General features: G+C 61.6%; 23 protein-coding genes and 1 pseudogene. 7 read left to right on the forward strand and 17 right to left on the reverse strand.

What is annotated here, in order from left to right; all coding sequences use genetic code 11:
- Positions 1-88 precede the first annotated feature (88 nt).
- The 6 genes from ACWFUC_RS04205 to ACWFUC_RS04230 form a co-directional block, all read right to left on the reverse strand.
- Positions 89-487 (reverse strand): DUF6853 family protein, encoded by a 399-nt coding sequence (locus tag ACWFUC_RS04205; protein ID WP_310161487.1) that lies wholly within the window; start codon positions 485-487, stop codon positions 89-91.
- A gap of 126 nt (positions 488-613) precedes the next feature.
- The gene (locus ACWFUC_RS04210) at positions 614-1,003 is read right to left on the reverse strand and encodes a hypothetical protein (RefSeq protein ID WP_489624198.1); all 390 of its coding nucleotides are present in this window, start codon (positions 1,001-1,003) and stop codon (positions 614-616) included.
- A gap of 129 nt (positions 1,004-1,132) precedes the next feature.
- The gene (locus ACWFUC_RS04215) at positions 1,133-1,939 is read right to left on the reverse strand and encodes a hypothetical protein (protein WP_489624199.1); all 807 of its coding nucleotides are present in this window, start codon (positions 1,937-1,939) and stop codon (positions 1,133-1,135) included.
- 168 nt (positions 1,940-2,107) lie between these two features.
- Positions 2,108-2,998, reverse strand: coding sequence for a hypothetical protein (locus ACWFUC_RS04220; protein WP_489624200.1), 891 nt, complete (start codon positions 2,996-2,998; stop codon positions 2,108-2,110).
- On the reverse strand, positions 2,995-5,082 hold the full coding sequence (locus ACWFUC_RS04225; protein ID WP_489637449.1) for a hemagglutinin repeat-containing protein: 2,088 nt from the start codon (positions 5,080-5,082) through the stop codon (positions 2,995-2,997). The genes ACWFUC_RS04220 and ACWFUC_RS04225 overlap by 4 nt, the downstream gene beginning before the upstream one ends.
- On the reverse strand, positions 5,004-6,689 hold the full coding sequence (locus tag ACWFUC_RS04230; protein ID WP_489637450.1) for a hypothetical protein: 1,686 nt from the start codon (positions 6,687-6,689) through the stop codon (positions 5,004-5,006). The genes ACWFUC_RS04225 and ACWFUC_RS04230 overlap by 79 nt, the downstream gene beginning before the upstream one ends.
- Before the next feature lie 20 nt (positions 6,690-6,709).
- Here ACWFUC_RS04230 and ACWFUC_RS04235 point away from each other — a divergent pair.
- Together ACWFUC_RS04235 and ACWFUC_RS04240 are read left to right on the forward strand one after the other, a co-directional pair.
- Positions 6,710-6,931: pseudogene (locus ACWFUC_RS04235) on the forward strand (POTRA domain-containing protein); the annotation flags it as partial.
- Positions 6,908-8,020, forward strand: coding sequence for a ShlB/FhaC/HecB family hemolysin secretion/activation protein (locus ACWFUC_RS04240; RefSeq protein WP_489637619.1), 1,113 nt, complete (start codon positions 6,908-6,910; stop codon positions 8,018-8,020). The pseudogene ACWFUC_RS04235 and the gene ACWFUC_RS04240, both read left to right, overlap by 24 nt.
- Positions 8,021-8,062: 42 nt before the next feature.
- Here the strand turns inward: ACWFUC_RS04240 and ACWFUC_RS04245 are convergent, their stop codons facing one another.
- A complete protein-coding gene (locus ACWFUC_RS04245) occupies positions 8,063-8,218 on the reverse strand; it encodes a hypothetical protein (RefSeq protein ID WP_489624204.1) in 156 nt (51 codons plus the stop codon).
- A gap of 305 nt (positions 8,219-8,523) precedes the next feature.
- Here ACWFUC_RS04245 and ACWFUC_RS04250 point away from each other — a divergent pair, with 305 nt between their 5' ends.
- The gene (locus ACWFUC_RS04250; protein WP_489637451.1) at positions 8,524-9,498 is read left to right on the forward strand and encodes an NAD(P)H-dependent flavin oxidoreductase; all 975 of its coding nucleotides are present in this window, start codon (positions 8,524-8,526) and stop codon (positions 9,496-9,498) included.
- Between the two features lie 388 nt (positions 9,499-9,886).
- On the forward strand, positions 9,887-10,156 hold the full coding sequence (locus ACWFUC_RS04255) for a hypothetical protein (RefSeq protein WP_034339950.1): 270 nt from the start codon (positions 9,887-9,889) through the stop codon (positions 10,154-10,156).
- A 51-nt stretch (positions 10,157-10,207) separates the two neighbouring features.
- Here ACWFUC_RS04255 and ACWFUC_RS04260 read toward each other — a convergent pair whose 3' ends face one another.
- Both ACWFUC_RS04260 and ACWFUC_RS04265 read right to left on the reverse strand, forming a co-directional pair.
- Positions 10,208-10,903, reverse strand: coding sequence for an alpha/beta fold hydrolase (locus ACWFUC_RS04260; protein WP_489624206.1), 696 nt, complete (start codon positions 10,901-10,903; stop codon positions 10,208-10,210).
- A gap of 48 nt (positions 10,904-10,951) precedes the next feature.
- Complete coding sequence (locus ACWFUC_RS04265) at positions 10,952-12,112, reverse strand: MFS transporter (RefSeq protein ID WP_134223921.1); 1,161 nt, start codon at positions 12,110-12,112, stop codon at positions 10,952-10,954.
- 266 nt (positions 12,113-12,378) lie between these two features.
- Here ACWFUC_RS04265 and ACWFUC_RS04270 point away from each other — a divergent pair, with 266 nt between their 5' ends.
- Together ACWFUC_RS04270 and ACWFUC_RS04275 are read left to right on the forward strand one after the other, a co-directional pair.
- Positions 12,379-12,978 carry an HD-GYP domain-containing protein gene (locus ACWFUC_RS04270; protein WP_039790209.1) on the forward strand — a complete coding sequence of 200 codons (600 nt, stop codon included), beginning with the start codon at positions 12,379-12,381 and terminating at the stop codon, positions 12,976-12,978.
- A gap of 344 nt (positions 12,979-13,322) precedes the next feature.
- Positions 13,323-14,558, forward strand: a complete 1,236-nt coding sequence (locus ACWFUC_RS04275; protein ID WP_489624207.1) for a YbfB/YjiJ family MFS transporter — start codon at positions 13,323-13,325, stop codon at positions 14,556-14,558.
- Positions 14,559-14,615: 57 nt separating this feature from the next.
- Here ACWFUC_RS04275 and hisC read toward each other — a convergent pair whose 3' ends face one another.
- From hisC to ACWFUC_RS04290, 3 genes are all read right to left on the reverse strand, one after another.
- Complete coding sequence (hisC, locus tag ACWFUC_RS04280; RefSeq protein WP_489637452.1) at positions 14,616-15,698, reverse strand: histidinol-phosphate transaminase; 1,083 nt, start codon at positions 15,696-15,698, stop codon at positions 14,616-14,618.
- An 84-nt stretch (positions 15,699-15,782) separates the two neighbouring features.
- Complete coding sequence (locus ACWFUC_RS04285) at positions 15,783-16,445, reverse strand: hypothetical protein (RefSeq protein ID WP_489624209.1); 663 nt, start codon at positions 16,443-16,445, stop codon at positions 15,783-15,785.
- A gap of 89 nt (positions 16,446-16,534) precedes the next feature.
- Positions 16,535-17,209: a Crp/Fnr family transcriptional regulator gene (locus ACWFUC_RS04290; RefSeq protein WP_259433719.1), complete on the reverse strand. Its 675-nt coding sequence runs from the start codon at positions 17,207-17,209 to the stop codon at positions 16,535-16,537.
- A gap of 180 nt (positions 17,210-17,389) precedes the next feature.
- On the opposite strand from ACWFUC_RS04290, the gene ACWFUC_RS04295 reads away from it, so the two are divergent.
- Positions 17,390-19,030, forward strand: coding sequence for an acyl-CoA synthetase (locus ACWFUC_RS04295; RefSeq protein WP_489624210.1), 1,641 nt, complete (start codon positions 17,390-17,392; stop codon positions 19,028-19,030).
- Positions 19,031-19,051: 21 nt separating this feature from the next.
- Here the strand turns inward: ACWFUC_RS04295 and ACWFUC_RS04300 are convergent, their stop codons facing one another.
- From ACWFUC_RS04300 to rarD, 5 genes are all read right to left on the reverse strand, one after another.
- Positions 19,052-19,645, reverse strand: a complete 594-nt coding sequence (locus ACWFUC_RS04300) for a putative pterin-binding protein (RefSeq protein ID WP_489624211.1) — start codon at positions 19,643-19,645, stop codon at positions 19,052-19,054.
- A 147-nt stretch (positions 19,646-19,792) separates the two neighbouring features.
- The gene (gene panS, locus ACWFUC_RS04305) at positions 19,793-20,707 is read right to left on the reverse strand and encodes a ketopantoate/pantoate/pantothenate transporter PanS (protein WP_489624212.1); all 915 of its coding nucleotides are present in this window, start codon (positions 20,705-20,707) and stop codon (positions 19,793-19,795) included.
- Positions 20,708-20,937: 230 nt separating this feature from the next.
- Positions 20,938-21,288: a hypothetical protein gene (locus ACWFUC_RS04310; RefSeq protein ID WP_489624213.1), complete on the reverse strand. Its 351-nt coding sequence runs from the start codon at positions 21,286-21,288 to the stop codon at positions 20,938-20,940.
- A 101-nt stretch (positions 21,289-21,389) separates the two neighbouring features.
- Positions 21,390-23,057 (reverse strand): energy-dependent translational throttle protein EttA, encoded by a 1,668-nt coding sequence (ettA, locus tag ACWFUC_RS04315; protein WP_039790218.1) that lies wholly within the window; start codon positions 23,055-23,057, stop codon positions 21,390-21,392.
- Positions 23,058-23,097: 40 nt separating this feature from the next.
- The gene (gene rarD / locus ACWFUC_RS04320; protein WP_121041301.1) at positions 23,098-23,994 is read right to left on the reverse strand and encodes an EamA family transporter RarD; all 897 of its coding nucleotides are present in this window, start codon (positions 23,992-23,994) and stop codon (positions 23,098-23,100) included.
- Between the last annotated feature and the right edge of the window lie 8 nt (positions 23,995-24,002).

Raw genomic sequence — 24,002 nt, forward strand, 5'->3', positions numbered from 1 at the left:
CTTGGGGTGAGCAGGTTGGGCTGGGTCATTGCATTGGCTCATTTTAGTCATCGGTCCTCTTCTGGCTTTTCGGCAGTGATATTTTCTATTACTTCCGCTCAAGATAGTCTTCAGGAAACTTATAGCCTTCAGGGATATCTGGCCACGTGAATCTAGGATCTCGATACATCACCTTGTCGATTTCGTCTTCAATGCTTCTGTATAGATTTTTTAAATTCTGTGCAAAGAGCCTGGCTTCAAGAAGGGCCACATAAGCCGTCAGATGGTCATTCGATTTCCGCGCTATCCGATGAATCTCAAAATACGACAAGAGCTTAGATAAGTCGTAATCATGTTGCTCATCAAGTGATGTTTCATAATCGATAGACCATTCAAATTGACCGTCATCTTTTATCTCCTCATTCATTTCATCGATAGTTAAACCGATACTGGACGTCAACTCCAAAAACGCTGATTGAATCAAATCTAATCCATCTAGGTTTTTCATTTCAATTTTCTTCCTTGAGCAAGAGCCAAATCTCGCTTATTAAAATTAACAGTGCCATCCCAATCTTGGCTGCTAGGGAGATTTCGGTACAAATTCGCGCAGCAGATATCCATCTATTTCCCCTTCTTATCCATCAATAAATGGATTTCTAAGATCAAAGCGACTCTCGTCTAAAATCTCGCCCGAAAATGCGCCGACCACAGCCAAGTCCAACCGCTCATAGAATTCCAAAATCTCGGAATCAGTAAGATTTTGTATCTTGAAAATATCATTGGCATTGAAGTGGGAGGAAATAAGAGATGCAATCTTTACGTACAGTCGAACAACGGCCGTTGCGATTTCCCACTCCACTTTCCGGTGCTTCATTAGCGTCGCTATGTCTAGGAGATCCTTATGAAATTTCCAAAACTCTTGCTCATCCCATATCCCATACTCGACAAGCCTCTCGTAAAAGCTTCCTTCCCAACTAGCATTGCCAGGCAGGCTGCGAAATAAATTTTTATAACATTTATTCATTTGGTCACTCACCGGATTCTGAAACAGTGTTGCCCTCCGACGTACCCGACCGCTCGCAAGCCTCTTGCCGCCCGAGTGAGATTGGGTCTTTGGAGGACTAAGGGACTGACGTCGATGAGACCTCGTTGATCAACAGCCGCCGCTCATCACCAGATGTTCTGGAAATCTGTAGTCATCAGGGATCTCTGGCCAAGCAAATCTTTCATCGAAAATGCTGACCTTATGCGCATCAGCCTTGATATCTCCGAATAACTCCGATATCGATCGGGCATGAGTTCCAACATCTTTGAGGGCCTGGTAAGCGGCCAGCTGGTCACTCCTGTGAGTAGCAATACGGTGGACCTCTACGCTGAGGAAGAGCTGGTCAAGATATCGCTCCAGACGATCACCCAGTGAGGAATTGTAGTCAATACGCCATTCGAAATGATCATTTTCATCCTTCGCTTTATCCATTTCTTCTCGCGTGTCGCCTATGCTTTCAGCCAATTCGATGAACGTCTTGCTGATTGCGTCGATTCGATCCTTTCCCATCACTACAATTTCTCCTGTCGCGCCTTTCGATAACATCAGTCCGTCGCGACCCGCAGTGTCATCAGGACCCTTCACGCGCTTCATTGTGTCAGCTCCGGCCGCCAACAAATGCTGAGGTATCTGATATCCCTCCGGGATAGAGGGCCAGAAAAATCTTTTATCTCCGTACAGAACCTTATCGACATCGTTCATGATCTCTTCGAAAACATCCTGCAATATAAGCGCATGGAGCCCAGCTCGCATCAGCGCGCAATAGGCAGTCAAGTCATCACCGGAGAGCCTTGCTCTATTAGAAAACTCAAATAAAGAAGTCAGCGCTTGCAAGTTCTTACAGAACTCCAAGCTTAAGGATGCGTCGTGATTAATTGACCAGTGGCATCGTCCGTGCTCGTCTTCCTCGGACATGATCTCTTCTTTAGTCAAACCTACGGATTGGACCAGTGACAAAAAGGTCGTCTGGACGACGTCTAAATTTATGACCGTGTTCATTTTGGTTGCGAGCAATTCAGAACTGAACGATAGCCACAGATGCTCTTTTTCAGTTGGAAACATACGTGGAGAAAACCCAGCCTATCAAGAATGGGGTGACAAACCAAAATGTTTAGGAAGTTCGTAGCCGTCTGGTATGCAAGGCCACGAAAATCTCTTATCCAGAACAGCGACCCTATCGACCTCGTCCTTAATGTTTAGAAAAAAACCGGAAACATTCTGGGCATGGATTCCACAATAGAGGAGCGTTATGTACGCCGCCAACAGATCGTTCTGCTGGATCGCGATCCGATGAGCTTCAAGGAAGAGAAGAAGTTCATCAAGATCTACCTCCAGCTGCGCTCCCAGGCAGCGCCGATAGTCAATACACCATTCGAAATGATCATTCTCATCCATACTTTCATTCATCTCCTTTCTCGATACACCAATGCTTTCGGCCGACTCGATAAATGTCTTACGAATGACATCGACGCTATCTTTTTTCACCACCTCAATTTTTCCTACTGAACTTTCCCAGAACATCAGTACATCGTGATCGTCCGCATTGCCAAAATCCGCCATACACTTCAATTTTTCCTTGGCGGCCACCAGCAATGGCTGCGGAATCTTGTATCCCTCGGGTACAGATGGCCAAGAGAACCTCAGATCTCTGTACATCACTTTATCAATAGCGTCCTCGATACCACCGAATACATCCGAGATCGTTCGGGCCAGATCGCCAGCGCAGGTGATCATGAATAAGGCTGCCAACCGATCGTTTTCGCCAACAGCACGTCGATACATTTGAAAATAGTGAGTTAGGTTCGACAGTTCATTTTTAAGCCTCTCGCTCAGTGGAAAATCGTAGTTGAGGTACGCGACCGATCTGTCATTGCCATCATTGTTATCATTCATTTCCGTCCGCAGCAGCTGCCTATTTTTGGACAAGTTCTGAAATACATCTTTAATCAAATCCATTCTGCGTATATCTATCATCTCAGTCTTCTCCTCTGTGTTTTTGCAGCATTTGTCTTATCCTCATTGCGTGTCCCGTCCAAATTAAGAACAGATTTAAATTTCCCGTGCTTATCGAATACTTCAAGATGATCTTTGTGACGGCCATCCAAATATAGCTGGTCCCCCTTTTTAATCTCCGCTCCAATTTCCCGTTCAGCGGCATAGACCATTTGCCCGTCATAAACGATTTTCGCCTTTTTAGTTCCAGCCTTCACCTCGGCTCCAAAAGCTGATCCATTAAAAAATTGATCCATGTTGGCTACCGGTTTCACGCTAGGAACGTATGGCTTCTTGGCGTGACTTATCGCCACATTCCCCGAACTGATCAGCCCTGAACTTGCCCCCGCAGGGCCGACATCCGCCCACATCTGCTGCAGTTGCAAAGCCAGCTGATCCAGAAAACCAGCCCTCTCCCCCAGCGCCGCCAGATTGGGAAATTGCCGGTCCATATCCAAGGTCTGTTCGACAATCAGCGCCTTGACGTACGCTTTTTGATCCCCCGTCTTCGCGAAGTACAGCGCATGAGCAAGATCACTGAGCGCAGCCTGCCCCGAGCTCATCACCGACTCACAGGCATAGGTAGTCGCCGCCGCTCCGCTGCCCCCCTTCTCCAACTGCTCCGTAAACAATTTTCTTTGCTTCGCAGCGTCTTCCTTCAGCTCGGCAAAGCACGCCCCCTGCGATGCGTCGCAAGCCCTGATCTTGTTCAGGAATTGTTTGGAGTAGCTCACCCCCAAGGCATTGTTTTCTGCCTCCAGCTGGGCGGCGAGCGTGGCCGTCGGATTCGCTGTGCTTCCGGCAGCCGTTGCAATCCCCGCCACGATGCTGGTCACCAGATTCGTGCGCGACTCCTTCTCCTGACTGCCCGGCCGGTCCGCAGACTGCAGCAGCGCATTGATGACGGTACCGGCCGATGCGCCCAGCGCACCTGCGCCACACGCTGCCTCCTTGGCCATGGCACCGGCGCATCCCAGGATGGCCGAGACGTTGGCGGTGCCGATGTGGATGTCACGCCCGGCCTCGACTTGCAACGCGTTCTCCGCCACCACCTGCGCGCCCTTGCTCGTCACATCCTGCCCCGCCTGGATGCGGATGCTGTTGCCGCTGACCTGCGTGGCGACCTCCTTGTTACCGGTCACCACGGCGCGATTGATGCCGACCTCGCTGGTGCCGTGCGCACCATTGGCGCGATCCACGAAGTTAGGCCCGGTCAAGCGACTGACCCAGTTGCTGCCGCCCTTGTCATCGGCCCAACGGATCTCCTGCCGGAAATATTCCTGCACGACACCAAGACGCACATCCCGGCCCGCCGCCAACACGGCGTCACCCGAGGCGGCAATGACGGCAGCATCGGCCTGCAGATCGCGGCCCGCCAGTAGCACCACGTCCTTGCCGCTGACGCTGGCCACCTGATCGATATTGCGTCCCGTGGTGATGGCATTGGCAGTCGTGACGCTGGTGCTGCGAAGTACGACATCCCGGCCCGCACTCAGCGCCAGCTTGTCGTTGGCATCGATGACGCCGCCGGCATTCTCGATATCGCTCTGCGCCAGGAGGCGGACCGAGCCGCCCTCGATGCGCCCGCCGAGATTGCGGACGTTGTCCGCGCGCAGCGTCACACCCGATCGTGCGGCGATGGTGCCGCCGCGATTGAGGATGTCCTGCACGGTCTGGAAGGCGACTTCATTGCCGGCGATCAGGGTCTGGCGACCACTCACACGCAGGCTCGACGGCTGCAGATAGACCTGCGGCACCAGCACTTCCTGCTCACGGCCATCGGCCAGCGTCACCCTCCGCTGTACCAGCCAGACGATGTCCGTTTTAAGCTGGGCGATCTGTGCTTCGGAGAGTGCGATGCCCAACGCATAGCGCTGGACCTGTGCCTGCTGCAGCCCGGCTTGCATCAGCGCCAGGTATTGCGCCTCGTTGTTGCTGAAGCCGTTCAGATAGCGCTGGCCGGTGGCTTCCTGGATCTGCCGCTGGATCAGCTGTTGTTCGTAGAAGCCATCACCGAAACGCTGGTACCCCGGCGCAGGACCGAAGCGGTCCTGATACGCACGCACCAGGAAGTCGGACGACAGCCAGTTGCGCTGCGGGTCACGGTGGTGCGCTGGATCTGCTCGGTGCCGTCGTAGATGATCCACTCGCTCGCCATGCGGGCGTAGATGGAACGGTTGAATTTCAGGATCGCCTTGTCGAGCTTGTCGTGGTACGGAAACTGCGCATCACGGATCGCTTTCCATTCGCCGTACCGTCGCCGGTAGTCCGCATCTCGGCAGGAGTCTGGAACGCTGCAGAGTTTCGGCAGAGCGGGCTCCGGCGGTATGGGAGCGGTAGGCCGTGCCAGGCCGAACACGTCCCATATCCTGTCCTCAGGCTGATAGACAAAGCGCTCCGGCTCTGCCTCGAAACTGGAGGACTCGGTACTGACGGCAGCAAGCGGGCGAAGATAGGCACGGTCAACACCCACGCCACTATCGGAAGTGTCGCGCCTGCGGACATATCGGCTGTAATCAAACGGCGGTCCGTAGCGAGCAAAGGGATATTCCGCCGACGGCAGCAGCAGGCGGAAGTTGTCCTCATCACCCATCGCGCGCCAGTTCTCCGGCGCGATGATCTGGCCACTATCCTGATGGATCAGCCGCGCATGGTCACCGGAGACGAAATCCGGCGACCCCACCAGCCGGTAGTTGATGACCCTGCGTCCCGGCTTGCTCTCTTCGGCGATCTCGAAGTGCGCATTCCGGTTGTTGATCGCATCGGCAGCAATGGTGAGCGCGCCATCAGCATTGACAGTCGCGCTGGTGTTGTTGACCTCGCGCGCGCGTCCGGTCGCGCGATGGTCGCTGCCGATGGCACCGCCAATGGACATGCCGCCGACCGAATACAGCAGCGCCTGCTCGCTGTTGTAGAGCAAGCCGGTGCCGATATCCAGACGCTCACGTGCCGCGATGACGGGGGCTCTTTGTACGCCATCAATGGTTTCCGGTGCGTTGTGCAGCACATCTGCAGCAAGCGCGACGCGGTCACCGTAGATGCGCCCGGCACCGAGGTTGTAGAGCGTGCCAGCCTGAATGCGCGTGGTGACGCCATCGACCAGGCCGCGGTTGATGAAGTCCTGGCTCGCACCGGCAGACAGCGAGACATCGCCGCCCAGTATCGAAGCACCCGCATGATTCTGGAATCCCCTGGCAGTCACGCGCAACGCTGCCCCTGCGGCCAGCGTGCCGTAGTTGCTGAAGCGGCCGCCGGTGCGCAGATCGAGATCGCCACCGGCAACGGTTTCCCCGCGCTGCTCCAGATCGGTGGCCACATCGATACGCAGATTCCTGTGACTCAACAGCAAGCCCTTGCCGATCAGGGAGTGCGATGTGAGACTGAGGTCGCCGCCTGCGAGGATCCGTCCGCCCTCGTTGTCGATCACCAGCCTGCGGGTGCTGGCCAGGTCATTGACTGACAGCGTGCCTTGCGAAGACAGGAGTCCCCCGCGATTGTCCACGCTGTCGCTGGCGGCTATCTGCAATGACTGGCCGGTGCGGATGGCACCGTTGTTGTAGAGCGCGCCCGTGGTAACACTTACGCTGCGGCCTTCGATGCCCTGATCCTTGCCCTGGGTGTCGTCGTTGCGCAGGCTCTGGCTCTGCAGCGTTATGTCTTCGTCGGAACGCATCAGGCCACGGCGGTTACACCACCACCCGCGTGCTGGCGCAGCCGCAGGATCTTTCAGCCGGGAGGCTGGTACTGACCGTAATACCGGGCAGGTTGCGCAAGGTGCGCATGGCCGAGGGAGCGGACACGCGCGGCAATGCTGTCACGGCACTGCCGCTGTCTGAGGGAGATCTGCTCGACTTGCGCGCCATCGAGCAAGGATTGGAAAACCTCAGGCGCGTGCCGACAGCGGAGGCCGACATCGAGATCACGCCCTCGGAAGAATCCGACGCGCAAGCCGGCGACAGCGATCTGGTCGTGCAATACCGGCAGGCCTTTCCGTTCCGCGTGTCAGCCTCGCTGGACGATGGCGGTGCGCGCACCACTGGCCGCTATCAGGCAGGCGTGACGGTGGCCTATGACAACTGGTGGACGCTCAATGATCTCTTCTACGCCAGTCTCACGCGCAGCCTGGGGCGCTATGGGGATCGCGGCAGCCGCAGCCATACCGTGCATTATTCGCTGCCCTTCGGCTACTGGCTGCTCTCGGCGACGCTCTCGGGCAGCCGTTATCACCAGACGGTGGAGGGCGCCTTTGAACCGGTGGTCTACAGCGGCCATGCCGAAACGAGCGAAGTCAAACTGTCGCGCCTCCTGCAACGCAATGCCACCAGCAAGAGCCATGTCGCAGGCCGGCTGTTGCTGCGCAAGTCCTTCAATTTCGTCGACCAGATCCCGCTGGCGCCGCAACAGCGCAGGATGACGGCATGGGAATGGAGCGTGAATCACCGCCACTTCATCGGACCGGCCGTGGCCGAGATCAACCTGAGCCATCGCCGTGCACTGGACCGGCAAGGCCGTGCGCCCGAGGACGAACTCGACCTGCCGCAGATCACCACGCGCTATGGACTGTGGCTGGCGGACGCGGCGATCCATGCGCCCTTCACGCTGGGCACGGCGCGTTTACGTTACAACGCAACGGCGCGCGCCCAATGGAACCGGGGCAAGCTGCCGGCGCAGGATCAGTTCGCCATCGGCGGACGCTATACCGTGCGTGGCTTTGATGGCGACATGAACTTGCAGGCCGAGCGCGGCTGGCTGCTGCGCAATGAGTTGTCCTGGGGGATGGGAGAAGGCGGGCAGGAAGTGTACGCCGGCGTCGATACCGGCGCGGTAGCGGGACCACTGACGCAAAGCCTGAGCGGGCGCCGCTTGAGCGGTGCCGTTTTGGGCTGGCGTGGCAACGTGGACAAGCTCGGCATGGAGCTCTTCATCGCTGCGCCACTGACCAGGCCACAGGGATTCCCCACCGGTACGCTGACCGGCGGGTTCAGCCTGCAATGGTCGTATTGAATGAAAAGAATGCCGCGCAGGATGGCGGGCAAGCGCCGCGCTTCACTGCTGGCGATAACGCCGCAGGCCGCGCACCGGCAGCTTGTCCGATTCGATGAGCGCCTTTTTCAGTGCACGCTTGTGCAGCAGCGCGCCCCCAATCAGTGCGACGGCGGCCAGGACGATGATGAGGATATTGACGAGATCAAAGTGTTGCATGATTCCCCCCTACGGCTAGTAACGATAGATGAAACGCGGGCATGGCCCTTCCGGCTGAGCCGGTCCGCAAGACGCCCCCGGTAGCGCCCTGCGCGGCCTGTTTTTATTGCAGGCTTGTGGAAAACATAGCACGCATGAAGGGAAGACAGTAAATCATATAAATAATTTCCTGAAAATTTCACCTTCGCGCAACAAAAAGCACGACCGTTATATTTTGTCGCTTTTTGTCCTATAATCGCCGGACAAAAGCGGCATGGGGTCCTGCCCTGTTGCCTTGAGATAATGACAACCCAAGAGAGACGACCATGCCACCAGCCCCTGCTTACCCCAAAGCATTGCAAGATCTGCGCCTGCCCATCATCTGCTCGCCCATGTTCATCGCCAGCGGCCCGGCGCTGGTGGCAGCCCAGTGCAAGGCCGGGCTGGTCGGATCGTTTCCTGCCCTCAACGCGCGCCCGGCCGAGCTGCTCGACACCTGGCTGACCCAGCTGCAGGACGAGCTTGCCCAATGGCAAGCGGAACACCCGCAACGCAAGGCGGGACCGATCGCGGTCAACCAGATCGTGCACCAGTCCAATGACCGCCTGGCCCAGGACGTGGCCACCTGCGTGAAGCACCAGGTGCCCATCATCATCTCCAGCCTGCGCGCACCACCCAAGGAAATGCTGGATGCCGTGCACAGCTATGGCGGCATCGTGCTGCATGACGTGATCTCGCTGCGCCATGCCGAGAAGGCCCTGGAAGCCGGTGTCGATGGCCTGATCCTGGTGGCCGCCGGTGCCGGTGGCCATGCAGGTACGCTCTCGCCCTTCGCGCTGGTGGGTGAAGTGCGCAAGATGTTCAAGGGAACGCTGGCCCTGTCCGGCTCGATCGCCACGGGCGATGCGGTGCTGGCAGCGCAGGCCATGGGCGCGGACTTCGCCTACATGGGCTCGCGCTGGCTGGCCACGCGTGAATCCAATGTCGACGACGCCTACCGCCAGGCCATCGTGGAGTCGACCGCCGCCGATGTGGTCTACACCAACCTCTTCACCGGCGTGCACGGCAACTACCTGAAGAAGTCCATCGTCAATGCCGGCCTCGATCCGGACAACCTGCCCGAAGCCGACAAGACCAAGATGAACTTCGGTTCCGGCGGCGGCAGCAAGGCCAAGGCATGGCGCGATATCTGGGGCGCAGGCCAGGGCGTGGGATTGATGGAAGATGTGCCGACCGTGGCCGAAATGGTGGATAGGCTGGAAGAGGAATATCGCGCCGCGCGTGCGCGACTGTCGCTGTGAGGCGACGCTTTTGCAGTAACGGATGAGCTTCTCGCCATCATGAGCGGCGTGAAAAACTAAGTAAAAGGCGGACCGCTACCCGGGTCCGCCTTTTTTTTCATGTGCGGCCATTCACAGCAAATGGGGAACGCAGCCAGTCCTGGCGCGTCCAAGCGGGCATCTGCTCTTTTCTTTCCGCGCCTTGTGCGCCGGCTTGTACGAATTGTCTGTCGGACAAAATCTTATTTTTCATCTCACTTTGTAACTCGCGGCACTTCTGTTGTGAGGCCCGGTCGTACTTGTTCGCTTCATGCAGATGCAAGGCGTGATGATGCGCTGTGGCCACTCTCACACGGCATCGCCCTGCGGCAAAAGAAGAGTCAACCATTCAATTGCGAGGACCACCACCATGACCAGCTTCCTGAGAACCAGAAAAGACCGTCACCCCAAACATGACAAGCCGCGCCTGCCGCATGAGCATGACCAGCATGCGGACCGCCAGGACGCCGCCAACAGCGGCCATGCCGTCGAGCGCCCCGAGATTCGCCAGGCATATGACGATATCCGCAAGGGCCAGGTCGATACCGACCTGCGCGGCACGGGCGGACTGGATGAAGTGAACAAACGGCCCGGCAGCCGCTCTGCCGAAGCGCCCCGCAAGGAGCGCGACGAGGGCTGAAGCCCCCTCAAGTCCTGCCGCGCCGGTCCCGGACTGGCCGACGCGCAGGCTTCACAGACCGGATTGCACGATCCAGTCAGAGATGATCCCGAACAATTCCTGCGGCTTTTCCATCGGCGTCATGTGACCGCAGTCGCCGATGATCTCCAGGCGCGAGTGCGGTATCTGGCGCGCCATCTCTTCCGATTCCTCCACACTGCGCAGCTTGTCTTCGTCACTGCTGACGATGAGTACCGGGCACTGCAGCCGTTGCAGATCCTCGGCGTTGCTGTCGCGCAGGGTCTGCAGCTGGCGCAGGAACACCTCCTTGCCATTGGCCAGGGCCATGGCCTGCAGCCGGTCCAGCAGGCCGCGATCGGTGCTGCGCGCCGGATGCAGCGAAGAGGCCAGTGCGCGCGATGTCAGTCCCTTGAAGGGGGTGCGCCGGGCCAGCTCGATCTGCGCCAGTGTGCCCGCCGATTCGCGCTCGGTCTGCGGGCGCGATGAGGTATTGAGCAAACCCAGGCCCAGCACGCGTTCCGGTGCCTTGAGCGCAATGGCTTGGGCCACGAAGCCGCCCATCGAAAATCCGAACAGCACGAAGCGCTCCGGCGCCTGGCGCAGCACGGCGTCGGCCATGGCCTGGATGCCGATATCCTGGCCGAGGTCGCCGAAGGTCAGTGCACCCAGCGTGGACAGGTCGGCCTGCATGTCATCCCACAGGTGGGCATTGAGCATGAAGCCCGGCAGCAGGACCAGATTGCGCATCGTATTTTTTCCTTGCATCAGAGGTAGTAGAAGTGAAAAGCGGAGGCCTTACTGCAGCCACTGCGCGCGGCGGCTGGACCCGGCCATGGCCAGGCACAAGACGCCCAGCAAGGCCAGTGCAGCCTGCAATCCCCAGCCATGGGCGAGGAAGCCGAACACCGGCGGGCCGATCAGGCTGCCGCTGTAGCCCAGCGTGGCCACCGCCGCCAGGGCGCTGGAACCATGCCGTCCGGCAGCGCTGAAGACGAACGGGAAGACCGCGGCCACGCCGGTACCGGCAATGGCAAAGCCAAGAATGGCCAGCGTCATGCCGGGTGCCGCCACGGCCAGGGCGATGCCCAAGCTCGCGATGAGCGTGCCGACCCACACCACGCGGCGCGCGTCATAGCGGGCCTTGAGACGGTCGCCGATCATGCGCATGATGAGCATCATCCCGGCGAAGGCAGCATAGGCCAGGGGCGTGGCACCATCGCTGGCACCGATATGATCCTTCATGTAGATACCGCTCCAGTCGGCCACCGAACCTTCGACGATGGCGCCGCAGAAGGCGATCACGCCCAGCACCACCAGATGTCCGTGCGGCAGCGCGAAGAGCTTGCGTGCGGGATCGTGCTCGGGGCGGTCATCGGGCAGCGCTTCATAGCAGGCGTAGAGCGGATAGAGGAACAGCGCGGCCACCAGCAGGAAGTGCCAGATCGGTGCGATGCCCATGCCCGCCACGGCACTGGCGGCGAGCGCACCGGAGAAGGTGCCCACGCAGAACCAGCCGTGCAGCATGGACATGATGGGTCGGCCGGCGTCGCGTTCGGCCTGGGCGCCCAGCGCATTGATGGCGACGTCGAAGCAGCTGGACGCCGCACCATAGAGCGTGCAGATCAGCATGAGCGAGGCCACGTTCGGCGCCAGTCCCAGCAAGGGCAGCGACACCAGCAGGGCCAGCCCCGCGTAGAGCGTGCTGTGGCGCGCGCCGTAATGGCCGGTGATCCACGCGGCCAGCGGGAAGGAGCCGACCGCGCCGATGCCGCCACACAGCAGCACCAGCGCCAGCGTGGCCGCATCGAGCTGCAGATGGTCCCGGATGGCGGGAATGCGGGCCGCCCAGGTGGAAAACACCACGCCCAGCAACAGGAAGAAGAGCGGGATGGCAAACTTGCGCCAGATCAGGCGCAGGGCAGAAGACGGGCGGGAAGTGGACAGCTTTGTTGTCATCGATCAGTCAGGAATGTAAACTGCGCAGAATCATTTCTTTCCTGAAATGAGTTTCAATATTGCAGACCGCTATTATCCGACAACCGGGAAAACGCATGCACATGCGTCGTCGGACCAGCGGGTCGGGGCTTCCCCAAGAGGGGCTCATTCAGAGAAAAGGAACCGGCAAAGGTTCACGGCAGGTGCATCGCCTGTCACCCTCCATCGAGCAACACCTCTGAGCGACCGTGCACGCTGCCAGCGGCTGCAATCACGCAGGGACAGGAATGCCAGTTTCAGAACCGAACAAGATCTACCAGGAAGTCATCGATGCATTGATCGCCCTGCATCGGCTCACTGACGGCTATACGCCCAACCACGAGGACCAGACCGCCGAGCTGGCGGTGATGATCGGCCGTCATCTGGCCCTGCCGGCCGAGCGCATCGACGTGCTGCACATGGCCGCCCAAGTGCACGACATCGGCAAAGCCAGAATACCGCTCGATTTGCTGACCAAACCCGGCCGCATTACCGCTGACGAATACGGCGTGCTCAAGACCCACGTGCAGTTCGGTTACGAGATCTTGAACAAGATCAGCTTCCCCTTCAACCTTGCCGAGATCGTCTGGTGCCATCACGAGTACCTTGATGGCAGCGGCTATCCGCGCGGCATCGGCGGCGATGCGCTGCCGCTGGAGGCGCGCATCCTGACCGTGGCTGACATCGTCGAGTCGATGTCGGCCGACCGGCCTTACCGCAAGTCGCTGGGCATGGCAGTCGCCCTGGAAGAAATCCAGCGCCAAAGCGGGTCTCGCCTCGATCCCGTGGTAGTGGATGCCTGTCTGCATGTGGTGCAGCAACACAACTGGCGGCCGGTCACCAACTAGGGCCTGTTCACATTAAATCTGCGAGATGCGTTGCCCCCAGAAGGCGGGGTGGCAAGGCGCGCGTCAGGGCTGGTGGTGGTGCCACCAGCCCTGACGTGCAACGCGGCCAGCGCGCCTTCTGGGGGCAACCCTCCGGGAGAGGCCGCCAAGCGTCGCCTGCCGTTGTTGCAGCTCCTTGCCGTGGCACCACCACGGCGCGTCGCCGCGCCTAGGCAGACAACGCTTGGCGACCTCTCGCACTCGCAGATTTAATGTGAACAGGCCCTAGCCCGGCGCAGCGGTTTGACCGCTTCGGCTACACTGGCACCCCACACCACAACAAGACCGCCAGGAGACGCCATTCCATGCCCCCGCACGCCGCGCATGCGCCCTCGCCTTTCATCCTGCGCCATCCCATCCTGACCGCCCTGGCCCTGTCGCTGGGCACGGCCGTGGCGCTGGGGGTGGCGCGTTTCTCCTATGCCCTGCTGCTGGCGCCGATGCGCAGCGACCTCGGCTGGCCTTACCTCATCGCCGGCGGCATGAATACCGGCAATGCCTTGGGTTACCTGCTGGGCGCGCTGCTGACGCCGCGCCTGATGCGCCGCTATCAGGCGCACCGCGTGCTGATCGCGGGGGCCTTCGCCACCGCCCTGCTGTCCTTCCTGCCGGCGCTGACCACGGACACGCTGCTGCAATTGCTGCTGCGGATAGTCACGGGTGTGACCAGTGCGCTCATCTTCGTCTCGGGCGGATTGCTGGTGAGCCGGCTGGCGGCCTTGCATGCGCAGCGCGCCGGCCTGCTGCTGGGCTTGTATTACGGCGGTACCGGCATCGGCATCGTGGCCGCCTCGCTGCTGGTGCCACCGGTAATGGAGGCCGCAGCCGCCCGGGGTGCGCCCCATCCGTGGCAATGGGCGTGGATCCTGCTGGGTGCGCTGGCGCTGGTGGCCAGCCTGGTCATGACGCTGCCCGCGCGGCTGATGCCGACCTCCCCGGCGCAGGCGGCAGGAGGCGGGGCCTGGCGTCCGCGCAGTTTGTTGTTCGGGCTGATCGGTTATTTATTCTTCGGTCTCGGGTACATCGGCTACATGACCTTCGTCATCGCCTTGCTGAAGGAAGAAGGGATGGCACCGGCGCGCATCACGCTGTTCTTTGCGCTGCTGGGCGCAGCGACCTTTGCGTCTTCACGCATCTGGGCGCGCATGCTGGACCGCTTCCGGGGCGGACAATCGCTGGCCATCCTCAATGGCCTGCTGTGCCTGGCCACGCTGCTGCCGGCCACGACGGCCGCGCCGGTGGCGGTGTTTGCCTCAGGGCTGCTGTTTGGCGGCTGCTTCCTGTCGGCCGTGGCGTCGACCACGGCCATGGTGCGTCACAACCTGCCGCCCTCGGACTGGCCAGCCGGCATCAGCGCCTTCACCATCATCTTTGCCGTGGGGCAGATCATCGGCCCATCCATCGTCGGATGGATCGCCGATGGTGCCGGCGGCCTGCAACGCGGCTTGACGTTTTCTGCACTGATGCTGCTGGCGGGGGCGCTGGTGGCGTGGCGGCAAAGGCCGCTGGGCGCGGGAGAAGGACGCACCGCAGGCGCTTGACGTTTTCTGCACATCGGACCGCGCGACCAACACCGGCGCGGCCCGCAGAGGGGACACTTACTGCTGGCCGAGATGGCGGCGCAATGCCTCCACCAGGGTGCCGCAATCCTCATCGGTGCCGATGGTGATGCGCAGGAACTGCTTGATGCGCTCGCTCTTGAAGTGGCGCACGATGATGCCGTCGCTGCGCAAGGCAGCGGCCAGCTCGGCGGCATCGCGCTGCGGATGGCGGGCGAAGACGAAGTTGGCCGCCGAGGGCAGGACCTCGAAGCCGAGTGCTTCCAGCTGCGTCACCAGTGCGGTGCGGCTGGCGATGACCATGTCGCAGGTCTTGCGGAAATAGTCATCGTCCTCGATGGCGGCGGTGGCACCGGCAATGGCGGGGCGGTCCAGCGGGTAGGAGTTGAAGCTGTTCTTGACGCGTTCCAGCGCATCGATCAGGTCAGCATGGCCGACTGCGAAACCGACCCGCATGCCGGCCAGTGCGCGCGACTTGGAGAAGGTCTGCACCACCAGCAAATTGGGATAGCGCTGCACCAGCGGGATGGCGCTCTCGCCGCCGAAATCGATATAAGCCTCATCGACCACCACCACGCGCTCCGGGTTGCCCTGCAGGATGCGCTCCACTTCGTCCAGTCCCAGCAGGCAGCCGGTCGGCGCATTGGGATTGGGGAAGATGATGCCGCCGATGGCATCGCCATGGCCGAGGTAATCCTCGGTGCGCAGGGTGAAATCCTCGGCCAGCGGCACGGCGCGATAGTCGACTTGGTACAGGCCGGCATAGGTCGGATAGAAGCTGTAGGTGATGTCCGGGAACAGGATGGGCTTGCCATGTTGCAGCAGGGCCTGGAAGGCGTGCGCCAGCACTTCGTCGGAGCCGTTGCCCACGAACACCTCGCGCGCGCTGATGCCGTCGGCGGCATGGCGGCGGGCGATGGCCAGCTTCAGGGGCTCGGCGTCGGGATTGGGATACAGGCGCAGGTTGTCGCTGACCTCGCGGGCAATGGCCTGCAGGGCCAGCGGCGACGGGCCATACGGGCTCTCGTTGGTATTGAGCTTGACCAGGCGCGCGATCTTGGGTTGTTCGCCGGGGGTGTAGGGCGTCAGGCGGCTGACGATGGGACTCCAGAACTTGCTCATGAGAAATCAGCCCGGACCGGGCCACACAGAATTGAGGGAAAGCGCAGATGGTAGCAAACTTGCCGCTACCCGGCCGCAGACGCCTCAGAAATAAGGGCGGTAGCGCGGCTGGCGGGCCTGGTCATCCTGCAGCACAACGGACGGCCGGGGATGGCTGCTCAGCAGCGACAGGGCGCGGCCGGCAATCTCGGGCGGCAGGCCGATCAGGTCCTGGCAGGCGCGCTGCAGGGCCGACAGCGAGGCAAACCCGGCGGCGGCGGGACTGGCACCGGCATCTTCCATCCGCGCCAGTTGCGCCAGTACCCAGGCCACGCGCTGCTCGCGCACCAGGCTGCGCAATGACTCCCCCTCGGCAAACAGCAAGGCACGCAGGCGGGCCGTAGAGATCTGCCACTGACCTGCGATGCGCTCGGCGCACCAGTCGGCGCAAGGCTGCGCAAAGATGGCGGCGGCAAGGCGGCGGGCGTGGGGCTTGCTGGTGTCGGCGGCGCGTTCCATATCGGCGCTGGCCTGTGCCTCCAGCGCCAGCGACCAGACTGCGGGGCGCATGCCTTGTGCCGTCGCGCGCGGATGCGCGAGGCAGGAAAAACGCACGAAGGGCGGCACCGTGAAGCTTTCGCCCTCCTGCAGCTCTACCGCTACGCCCCCGCTCTTCAAGGTGGCCGCCCCCTTCCAGACACGCACGCGCGCCGGGGCGGCGAACCGCAGTTCACGCAGCAGCAGATGATGATGGGTGATGATGGCCATGGATGAATCGATGCAGTGTGAACGCTGGGATGCTCGCCTGATCTTAAGCCGGCAGCGGGCGCCTGACTGTCATCGTGTTGACAGGCCGCTCACAGCGAGGCCATGCCGAAGGCGCGCAAGCCATCGAGGTCGACCACGCGGATGCTCTGGTAGGAAATCTCCACCAGCCCCAGCTCGGCCAGGTGGCGCATGGCCTGGTTCACGCGCTGGCGCGACAATCCGGTCAAGAGGCCAATCTCTTCCTGCGACAGTTCCAGCACCTTGGAAGTACGCGGATACAGCATCGGATGAAACAGCTGTGCAATGGCCTGCGCCACACGGGCGTCAACATCGAGCAGGCGTTCGTTCTGGACCGTGGCGATGAACTGGCCCATGCGTTCGTTCAACTGGCCGATGACGAAGGCGTTGAAGGGCAGGCTCTCGGCCATGAGGCGGTGGAAGGTATCGGCTGGCACCAGCAGGATCTGTGACGCCCGGATGGCGATGACGTCATAGCGGCGCGGCTCGCGCTTGATGACGCTGCCCTCGCCGCACCAGCCGCCCTCGGGTACGCCCGAGAGCGTACTGCTGCGGCCATCGATGTTGTAGACGGCCAGCTTGATCAAGCCCTCATGGACGCCGATCCAGTATTGCGAGAGTTCGCCGCGCCGGGCCACGAAGGCATCGGCCGAAAAGCGCGTCAACTGGGTGGTGGCGGCGGCCAGCGCACGATGCTCACCGGCCAGCGCGGCGAACCAGTCGTATTGCTGCAGAAGCTGCGCCATCGGGCTGCTCATGGGATAGGAAAAGAGGGAAGGAAACGGCAAACATTGTCGCATGTCAGCCTTGTCGTCGTGATGACAAAGCGCAAGGCCGCTTCGGTGCTACCCTAGTGCAGAAAATAACAGGCGGCTGATAAAAAATGCACAGGCCGCGCCCCTCATCCCCGCTGCAAGGAGACAAGCATGGCAGACTTCGACACCGGCCTTGGCCGCAACGCCGCCAATTACGCGGCCCTCACCCCCATCGATTTCATCGCGCGCGCCGCCGCCGTCTATGGCCAGCGTCCCGCCATCATTCACGGCGCATTGCGCCAGGACTGGGACCAGACCTATCGCCGCACGCGCCGCCTGGCCAGCGCACTGCAACGCCTCGGTGTGGGCAAGAACGACACCGTCTCGGCCATGCTGCCCAATACCCCGGCGATGGTGGAGGCGCACTTCGGTGTGCCCATGGCCGGTGCGGTATTGAATGCCCTCAACATCCGGCTCGATGCCGAATCCATCGTCTTCATGCTGCGCCATGGCGAAGCCAAGGTGCTGCTGATCGACAGCGAATTCGCCGCGCTGGCGCAGCAGTTGCGCACGCAATTGCCGGCGCTCAAAATCGTCGAGGTGTTCGACGTGCTGGGTCCGCCGCCGGTACCCGGCGAGCGTTTCGGCCATCTGGAATACGAAGCCCTGCTGGCCGATGGGGATGAAAATTTCGAATGGCAATGGCCCGCCGACGAATGGGATGCCATTGCGCTGAACTACACCTCCGGCACCACCGGCGACCCCAAGGGCGTGGTCTATCACCATCGCGGCGCGGCCCTGAATGCGGTCTCCAACATCCTCGAATGGGATCTGCCCAAGCATCCGGTCTACCTGTGGACGCTGCCCATGTTCCATTGCAATGGCTGGTGCTTCCCGTGGACCGTGGCCGCCCGTGCAGGCGTGAACGTATGCCTGCGCAAGTTCGAACCCAAGCTGGTGTTCGACCTGATCGCCGAACATGGCATCACGCATTACTGCGCCGCGCCCATCGTGCATGCGGCGCTGGCCAATGCGCCCGAGGGCTGGCGTGCCGGCATCCGTGGCCCGGTCAAGGCGATGGTGGCCGGTGCGCCGCCGCCAGCGGCCGTGCTGGCCAAGATGGAGGCGATGCAGTTCGAGCTGACCCACGTGTATGGACTCACCGAAGTCTATGGACCGGCAGCCGTGTGTGCGGAACAGGATGAATGGAACGCGCTGTCGGTGGATCAACGCGCGGTGCAGAAATCTCGCCAGGGCGTGCGCTATCACCTGCAGAGCGGAGTGACGGTGCTCTCGCCGGACACCATGGAACCGGTGGCCGCCGATGGCGAGGAGATCGGCGAGATCATGTTCCGCGGCAACATCTGCATGAAGGGTTACCTGAAGAACGACAAGGCCACGCACGAAGCCTTTGCCGGGGGCTGGTTCCACACCGGTGATCTGGGGGTGATGAATGCGGACGGCTACATCAAGATCAAGGACCGCAGCAAGGACATCATCATCTCCGGCGGCGAAAACATTTCCAGCGTGGAAGTGGAAGACGTGCTGTACCGCCATCCGGCCGTGCTGGCCGCAGCGGTGGTGGCGCAACCGGATGAGAAATGGGGAGAGACGCCCTGCGCCTTCGTCGAACTCAAGGACGGGGCCAACATCGATGCGGCCGAACTGACCGAATTCTGCCGGGGCCATCTGGCCGGTTTCAAGGTACCCAAGGCGATCTACTTCGGTCCGCTGCCCAAGACGTCCACCGGCAAGATCCAGAAGTTCGAACTGCGCAAGCGCATGAAGTCGGACAGCGCCATCAACGTCTGAGGCGCTGTCCTGCGCATCTCGTCAGGCCTTGCGCACGGCGATGTGATACAGGCCCCACGGGCATTGGCCGAAGCGCTCCGGCAAGGGGCGCGCACTCATCTCGGGGAAGCTGTCGGCGTCATACACGGCCCACAGCGGACCGAGTCCGCCCAGCGGGATGGGCTTGCCATCCAGATGGGTGGCGATGATGAATCGATACTTGGCGATATCCTCGGCCGAGACCAGCACCGCATAGCCATCGACGGCGCGCAGGGCACAGTTCTGCACGGTGGCGGGACCTCCGACGGCGCGCAAGACTTCCGAGAGCAGCGGACCGCGCAGGCTGTGGCGGCGGCCATCGTATTCCAGCGTGGGATGGATCTCCACCGAAGGCAGCGCGGCGAGCGCGGCAAAATCGAAGGTGTGGGCCCGGTCGAACGCCAGCTTCTGCTTGGCCATCATCTGGTCCAGCGCCGGATCAAGCGGGCCGCGATTGGCCTTGCTGATGTCGCCGGTCACCGTGAGCAACACCGGACCTGCGGCAGCACCAGGCTTCTTGTCGGCAGCCAGTGCCGGGAGAGCCACGGGCGCGGCCAGCAGCGAGGCACCGAGGCCGAGGAACTTGCGTTTTTGCATGAATAACCCTCCTGATGGAGATGGATGGGACGTGCGGTGATGGCGGATTGTAATCAGTTTTTGCGCTTCGCTGCGCACCAACGACAACGGCCCGCCTCTAGGCGAAGCGGGCCGTTGGATTCAGCGCTGCATCACTGCAACTGCGCTTCAGTCACGCGGCGGACGGCCGCGCCAGTAGCCGGCCAGCAGCGACCCCGAGAGGTTGTGCCACACCGAGAACAACGCGCCCGGCAAGGCCGCCACCGGCGTGAAATACAGCTTGCCCAGGGCGGCCGCCAACCCGGAATTCTGCATCCCGACTTCGATGGCCAGCGTGCGGCAGACTGCTTCGTCGAAGCCCAGCAGGCGGCCACCCCAGTAGCCGCCCAGCAAACCCAGGCCGTTGTGCAGGATCACGCCCACCAGCACCACCAGGCCGACCGAAGCGATGCTGGCCTGGCTGCCCGCAACCACCGCCGAGATGATCAGCAGGATGGCCACCATCGACACCAGCGACAGGTAGGGCTCGATGCGGCGGATCAGCTTGCCCGCGAACAGGTTCAGCACCAGGCCGACCGCGATGGGGACCACCACGATCTGCACGATCGACATCAGCATGGCGTGGGCGTCGAAGTGGATGGAGGCATCCACGTAGAGCTCGGTCAGCATCGGCGTGGCGAACACCGACACCAGCGCGGAGAGCGTGGAGATCGTCACCGACAGCGCCACATCGCCGCGCGAAAGATAGATCATCACGTTGGAGGCGGTGCCGGAGGCGACACTGCCCACCAGCACCATGCCGGCGGTGAGATCGGGCGGCATGCGCAGCACCTTGGCGATGACCCAGGCGGCCAGCGGCATGACCAGGTAGTGCAGGATGATGCCGGCAGCCACCGGTGCGGGGCGCTTGATGATGCGCTTGAAGTCGTCCACGGTGAGGGTGACGCCCATGGTCAGCATGATGAGCGTCAACAGCTGGGTGATGTATTTGCCGATGGGCGTGAAGGTCGGCGGCGAGAAGTAGGCAGCGGCGGAAAGCAGCAGCGCCCACACGGGAAAGAGGCGGGTGGTGGTGGCAAGCATGGCAATGGATGAATGATGAATACAGGCCCGCGCATGAAGACGCTCATGCCGGGATGGCGCGTTTTTTATGTTCATTGCGCGGATGACGCACACTGCGGCGGAGAGACTTCGTGCACCAGGTCCGGTGGCGGCCTCTTCTCTATCCTCGATCACGCGCCTTATGGGCGCGGCAAGGGCGTGATTCTACCCGCGCAGGCCGATTCCTGCCGGCTCCCGGGCCGTGGGACGGCCTACTGGCGAATAAGATCACATTTGAAACTAAGCATCACCTTGGGCGGCATCACGCCGATCACGCCTTCCGAACGTTCGCTGCCGATGATGCGCGCACGGCGGCCCTGCTGACGGCACCAGTCATCGGCCTGCTGCAGACCCTGTGCCGCTACGCCGTCATTGCCGCGCCAGCGTGAACTGGCCACCAGCAGGTAGGTGTCCTTGTCGATCTGCGTGACCGGTTGCGAGGAGGCGCAGCCGGCCAGTGCGGCCCCCATCGCAAGGGACAGCGTCGGCATCAGGCGGATTGTCATCGGGGCTCCCTTAGTCTTGTGATCCACGATGGTAGCCAGCGCGATGGATGGCGTCATGCGTCCCTACAACTCTTTACCTCCGCTGACGATCCACTGCACGGACGAAAAAAAACGCCGCTGGAAGCAGCGGCGTTTTCCCGACCATTTCAGTCAAGCCATCAACGCGTAACCGGTTTGTAACGGATACGCTTGGGCTTGGCGGCTTCTTCGCCGAGGCGCTTCTTCTTGTCGGCTTCGTATTCCTGATAGTTGCCGTCGAAGAAGGTGACCTGCGAATCGCCTTCGAAGGCGATGATGTGGGTGGCGATACGGTCCAGGAACCAGCGATCGTGGGAGATCACCAGCACGGTGCCGGCAAATTCCAGCAGCGCATCTTCCAGGGCGCGCAGAGTTTCCACGTCGAGGTCGTTGGACGGTTCGTCCAGCAGCAGGACGTTGCCGCCCTGCAGCAGGGTCTTGGCCAGGTGCAGGCGGCCGCGCTCACCGCCGGACAGGTTGCCGACCACCTTCTGCTGGTCGCCGCCCTTGAAGTTGAAGCGGCCCAGGTAGGCGCGCGAGGGCATTTCGAAACGGCCCACGGTGAGGATGTCGGCACCGCCCGAGACATCTTCGAAGACCGTCTTCTTGTTGCCCAGGTCTTCGCGCGACTGGTCCACCAGCGACACCTTGACGGTGGGGCCCAGCACCAGTTCGCCGCTGTCCGGCGTTTCACGGCCGGCCAGCATGCGGAACAGGGTCGATTTACCGGCGCCGTTGGGACCGATGATGCCGACGATGGCACCGGCCGGAATCTTGAAGTTCAGGTTGTCGATCAGCAGGCGGTCGCCATAGCCCTTGCTGACGTTCTTGAATTCGATGACTTCATTGCCCAGGCGCTCGGCGACGGGAATGAAGATTTCCTGGGTTTCATTGCGCTTCTGGTATTCGTATTCGGAGAGCTCGTTGAAGCGGGCCAGACGCGCCTTGCTCTTGGCCTGGCGGCCCTTGGGGTTTTGGCGTACCCACTCCAGTTCCTTGGCGATGGTCTTCTGGCGGGCCGATTCGCTGGCCTCTTCCTGCTTCAGGCGGGCTTCCTTCTGTTCCAGCCAGGAGCTGTAGTTGCCCTTCCAGGGAATGCCGTGGCCGCGGTCCAGTTCCAGGATCCATTCGGCGGCGTTGTCGAGGAAGTAGCGATCGTGGGTGATGGCCACCACGGTGCCGGGGAAGCGTTGCAGGAACTGCTCCAGCCAGTCCACCGATTCAGCATCCAGGTGGTTGGTCGGTTCGTCCAGCAGCAGCATGTCGGGCTTGGAGAGCAGCAGCTTGCACAGCGCCACGCGGCGCTTTTCACCACCGGAGAGCACGCCGATCTTGGCGTCCCAGGGCGGCAGGCGCAGGGCGTCAGCGGCCATTTCCAGCTGCTGGTTCAGGCTGTTGCCGTCAGCGGCGGCGATGATGGCTTCCAGGCGCGCCTGCTCGGTGGCGAGGGCGTCGAAGTCGGCATCTTCTTCGGCATAGGCGGCATAGACCGCGTCCAGCTTGGCCTGGGCTTCGAAGACTTCGCCGAGGGCACTTTCGACTTCCTGGCGCACGGTCTTCTCGGCGTCGAGCTGGGGTTCCTGCGGCAGGTAGCCGATGTTCAGGTTGGGCATCGGGATGGCTTCACCCTCGATTTCCTTGTCGATGCCGGCCATGATCTTGAGCAGGGTGGACTTGCCCGAGCCGTTCAGGCCGAGCACGCCGATCTTGGCGCCGGGGAAGAAGGACAGCGAGATGTCCTTGAGGATCTGCCGCTTCGGCGGCACGATCTTGCCGACGCGGTTCATGGTAAAGACGTATTGGGCCATGGTATGAGTTGCCAGTGAGAGGAAAACGATAGGGCAGCGTTCAGGCGCCGCCGGCGCTGGGCTCTGCCGAGCTTTGCGCGCGGGTGCGCAGGTAGCGCCACAAGCCTTCGGCGGAGTATACCGCGAGCGCCACCCAGATCACGCAAAAGCCGATGGCGCGCGCCCCGGTGAAGGGCTCGCCGTAGATCAGCACGCCCCCCAGCAGCTGGATGGTAGGCGAAATGTATTGCATCAGGCCCAGCATCGACAAGGGGATGCGGCGCGCGCCATGGGCAAAGAGCAGCAGCGGCACCGCCGTGATCGGGCCGGACAGGGCCAGCAGGATCTTGGCTGTGGTCGATGCATGGGTGAAGGCATTGCTGTCACGCAAGGTATCCACGCCCAGGATGGCCAGCACCAGCGGCAGCATCAGCAAGGTTTCCAGCGACAGGCCTTCAAGCGCGCCCAGGTGCGCGGTCTTGCGCAGCAGGCCATAGAAGGCGAAGGTCAGCGCGATCAGCAGCGAGATCCACGGCAGGCTGCCGTTGGCGAAGGTCAGCCAGATCACGGCACCGAGTGCCAGGAAGACCGCCAGCCATTGCAGGGGACGCATGCGTTCCTTCAGGATCAGGTAGCCCATGAAGACGCTCATGAGCGGGCTCATGAAGTAGCCCAGGCTGGTATCGACGATGCGCCCGGCGTTGACGGCCCAGACATACAGGGTCCAGTTGCCGGTCAGCAGCAGGGCCGAGAGCAGGAAGCCCAGCACCACCATGGGCCGCTTGATGACCTCGCCCACCCAGCGCCATTGCCGCCGCCAGGCCAGCACGGCCACCAGGAACACGCAGGACCAGAAGAGGCGATGCACGACGATATCGAAGGAGGGAATCTCCTTGAGCAACTTGAAATACAGCGGGAACAGGCCCCACAGGACGGAGGCGCAAACGGCGTGAAGCATGGCGGATC

Source organism: Herbaspirillum sp. Her4, assembly GCF_057961335.1.

Coding starts and splice junctions, on each gene's coding strand:
- ACWFUC_RS04205 (WP_310161487.1), bottom strand. CDS start 487: ATGAAAAACCTAGATGGATTAGATTTGATTCAATCAGCGTTTTTGGAG.
- ACWFUC_RS04210 (WP_489624198.1), bottom strand. CDS start 1,003: ATGAATAAATGTTATAAAAATTTATTTCGCAGCCTGCCTGGCAATGCT.
- ACWFUC_RS04215 (WP_489624199.1), bottom strand. CDS start 1,939: ATGTCCGAGGAAGACGAGCACGGACGATGCCACTGGTCAATTAATCAC.
- ACWFUC_RS04220 (WP_489624200.1), bottom strand. CDS start 2,998: ATGATAGATATACGCAGAATGGATTTGATTAAAGATGTATTTCAGAAC.
- ACWFUC_RS04230 (WP_489637450.1), bottom strand. CDS start 6,689: ATGCGTTCCGACGAAGACATAACGCTGCAGAGCCAGAGCCTGCGCAAC.
- ACWFUC_RS04245 (WP_489624204.1), bottom strand. CDS start 8,218: ATGCAACACTTTGATCTCGTCAATATCCTCATCATCGTCCTGGCCGCC.
- ACWFUC_RS04250 (WP_489637451.1), top strand. CDS start 8,524: ATGCCACCAGCCCCTGCTTACCCCAAAGCATTGCAAGATCTGCGCCTG.
- ACWFUC_RS04255 (WP_034339950.1), top strand. CDS start 9,887: ATGACCAGCTTCCTGAGAACCAGAAAAGACCGTCACCCCAAACATGAC.
- ACWFUC_RS04260 (WP_489624206.1), bottom strand. CDS start 10,903: ATGCGCAATCTGGTCCTGCTGCCGGGCTTCATGCTCAATGCCCACCTG.
- ACWFUC_RS04265 (WP_134223921.1), bottom strand. CDS start 12,112: ATGACAACAAAGCTGTCCACTTCCCGCCCGTCTTCTGCCCTGCGCCTG.
- ACWFUC_RS04270 (WP_039790209.1), top strand. CDS start 12,379: ATGCCAGTTTCAGAACCGAACAAGATCTACCAGGAAGTCATCGATGCA.
- ACWFUC_RS04275 (WP_489624207.1), top strand. CDS start 13,323: ATGCCCCCGCACGCCGCGCATGCGCCCTCGCCTTTCATCCTGCGCCAT.
- hisC (WP_489637452.1), bottom strand. CDS start 15,698: ATGAGCAAGTTCTGGAGTCCCATCGTCAGCCGCCTGACGCCCTACACC.
- ACWFUC_RS04285 (WP_489624209.1), bottom strand. CDS start 16,445: ATGGCCATCATCACCCATCATCATCTGCTGCTGCGTGAACTGCGGTTC.
- ACWFUC_RS04290 (WP_259433719.1), bottom strand. CDS start 17,209: ATGGCGCAGCTTCTGCAGCAATACGACTGGTTCGCCGCGCTGGCCGGT.
- ACWFUC_RS04295 (WP_489624210.1), top strand. CDS start 17,390: ATGGCAGACTTCGACACCGGCCTTGGCCGCAACGCCGCCAATTACGCG.
- ACWFUC_RS04300 (WP_489624211.1), bottom strand. CDS start 19,645: ATGCAAAAACGCAAGTTCCTCGGCCTCGGTGCCTCGCTGCTGGCCGCG.
- panS (WP_489624212.1), bottom strand. CDS start 20,707: ATGCTTGCCACCACCACCCGCCTCTTTCCCGTGTGGGCGCTGCTGCTT.
- ACWFUC_RS04310 (WP_489624213.1), bottom strand. CDS start 21,288: ATGACGCCATCCATCGCGCTGGCTACCATCGTGGATCACAAGACTAAG.
- ettA (WP_039790218.1), bottom strand. CDS start 23,057: ATGGCCCAATACGTCTTTACCATGAACCGCGTCGGCAAGATCGTGCCG.
- rarD (WP_121041301.1), bottom strand. CDS start 23,994: ATGCTTCACGCCGTTTGCGCCTCCGTCCTGTGGGGCCTGTTCCCGCTG.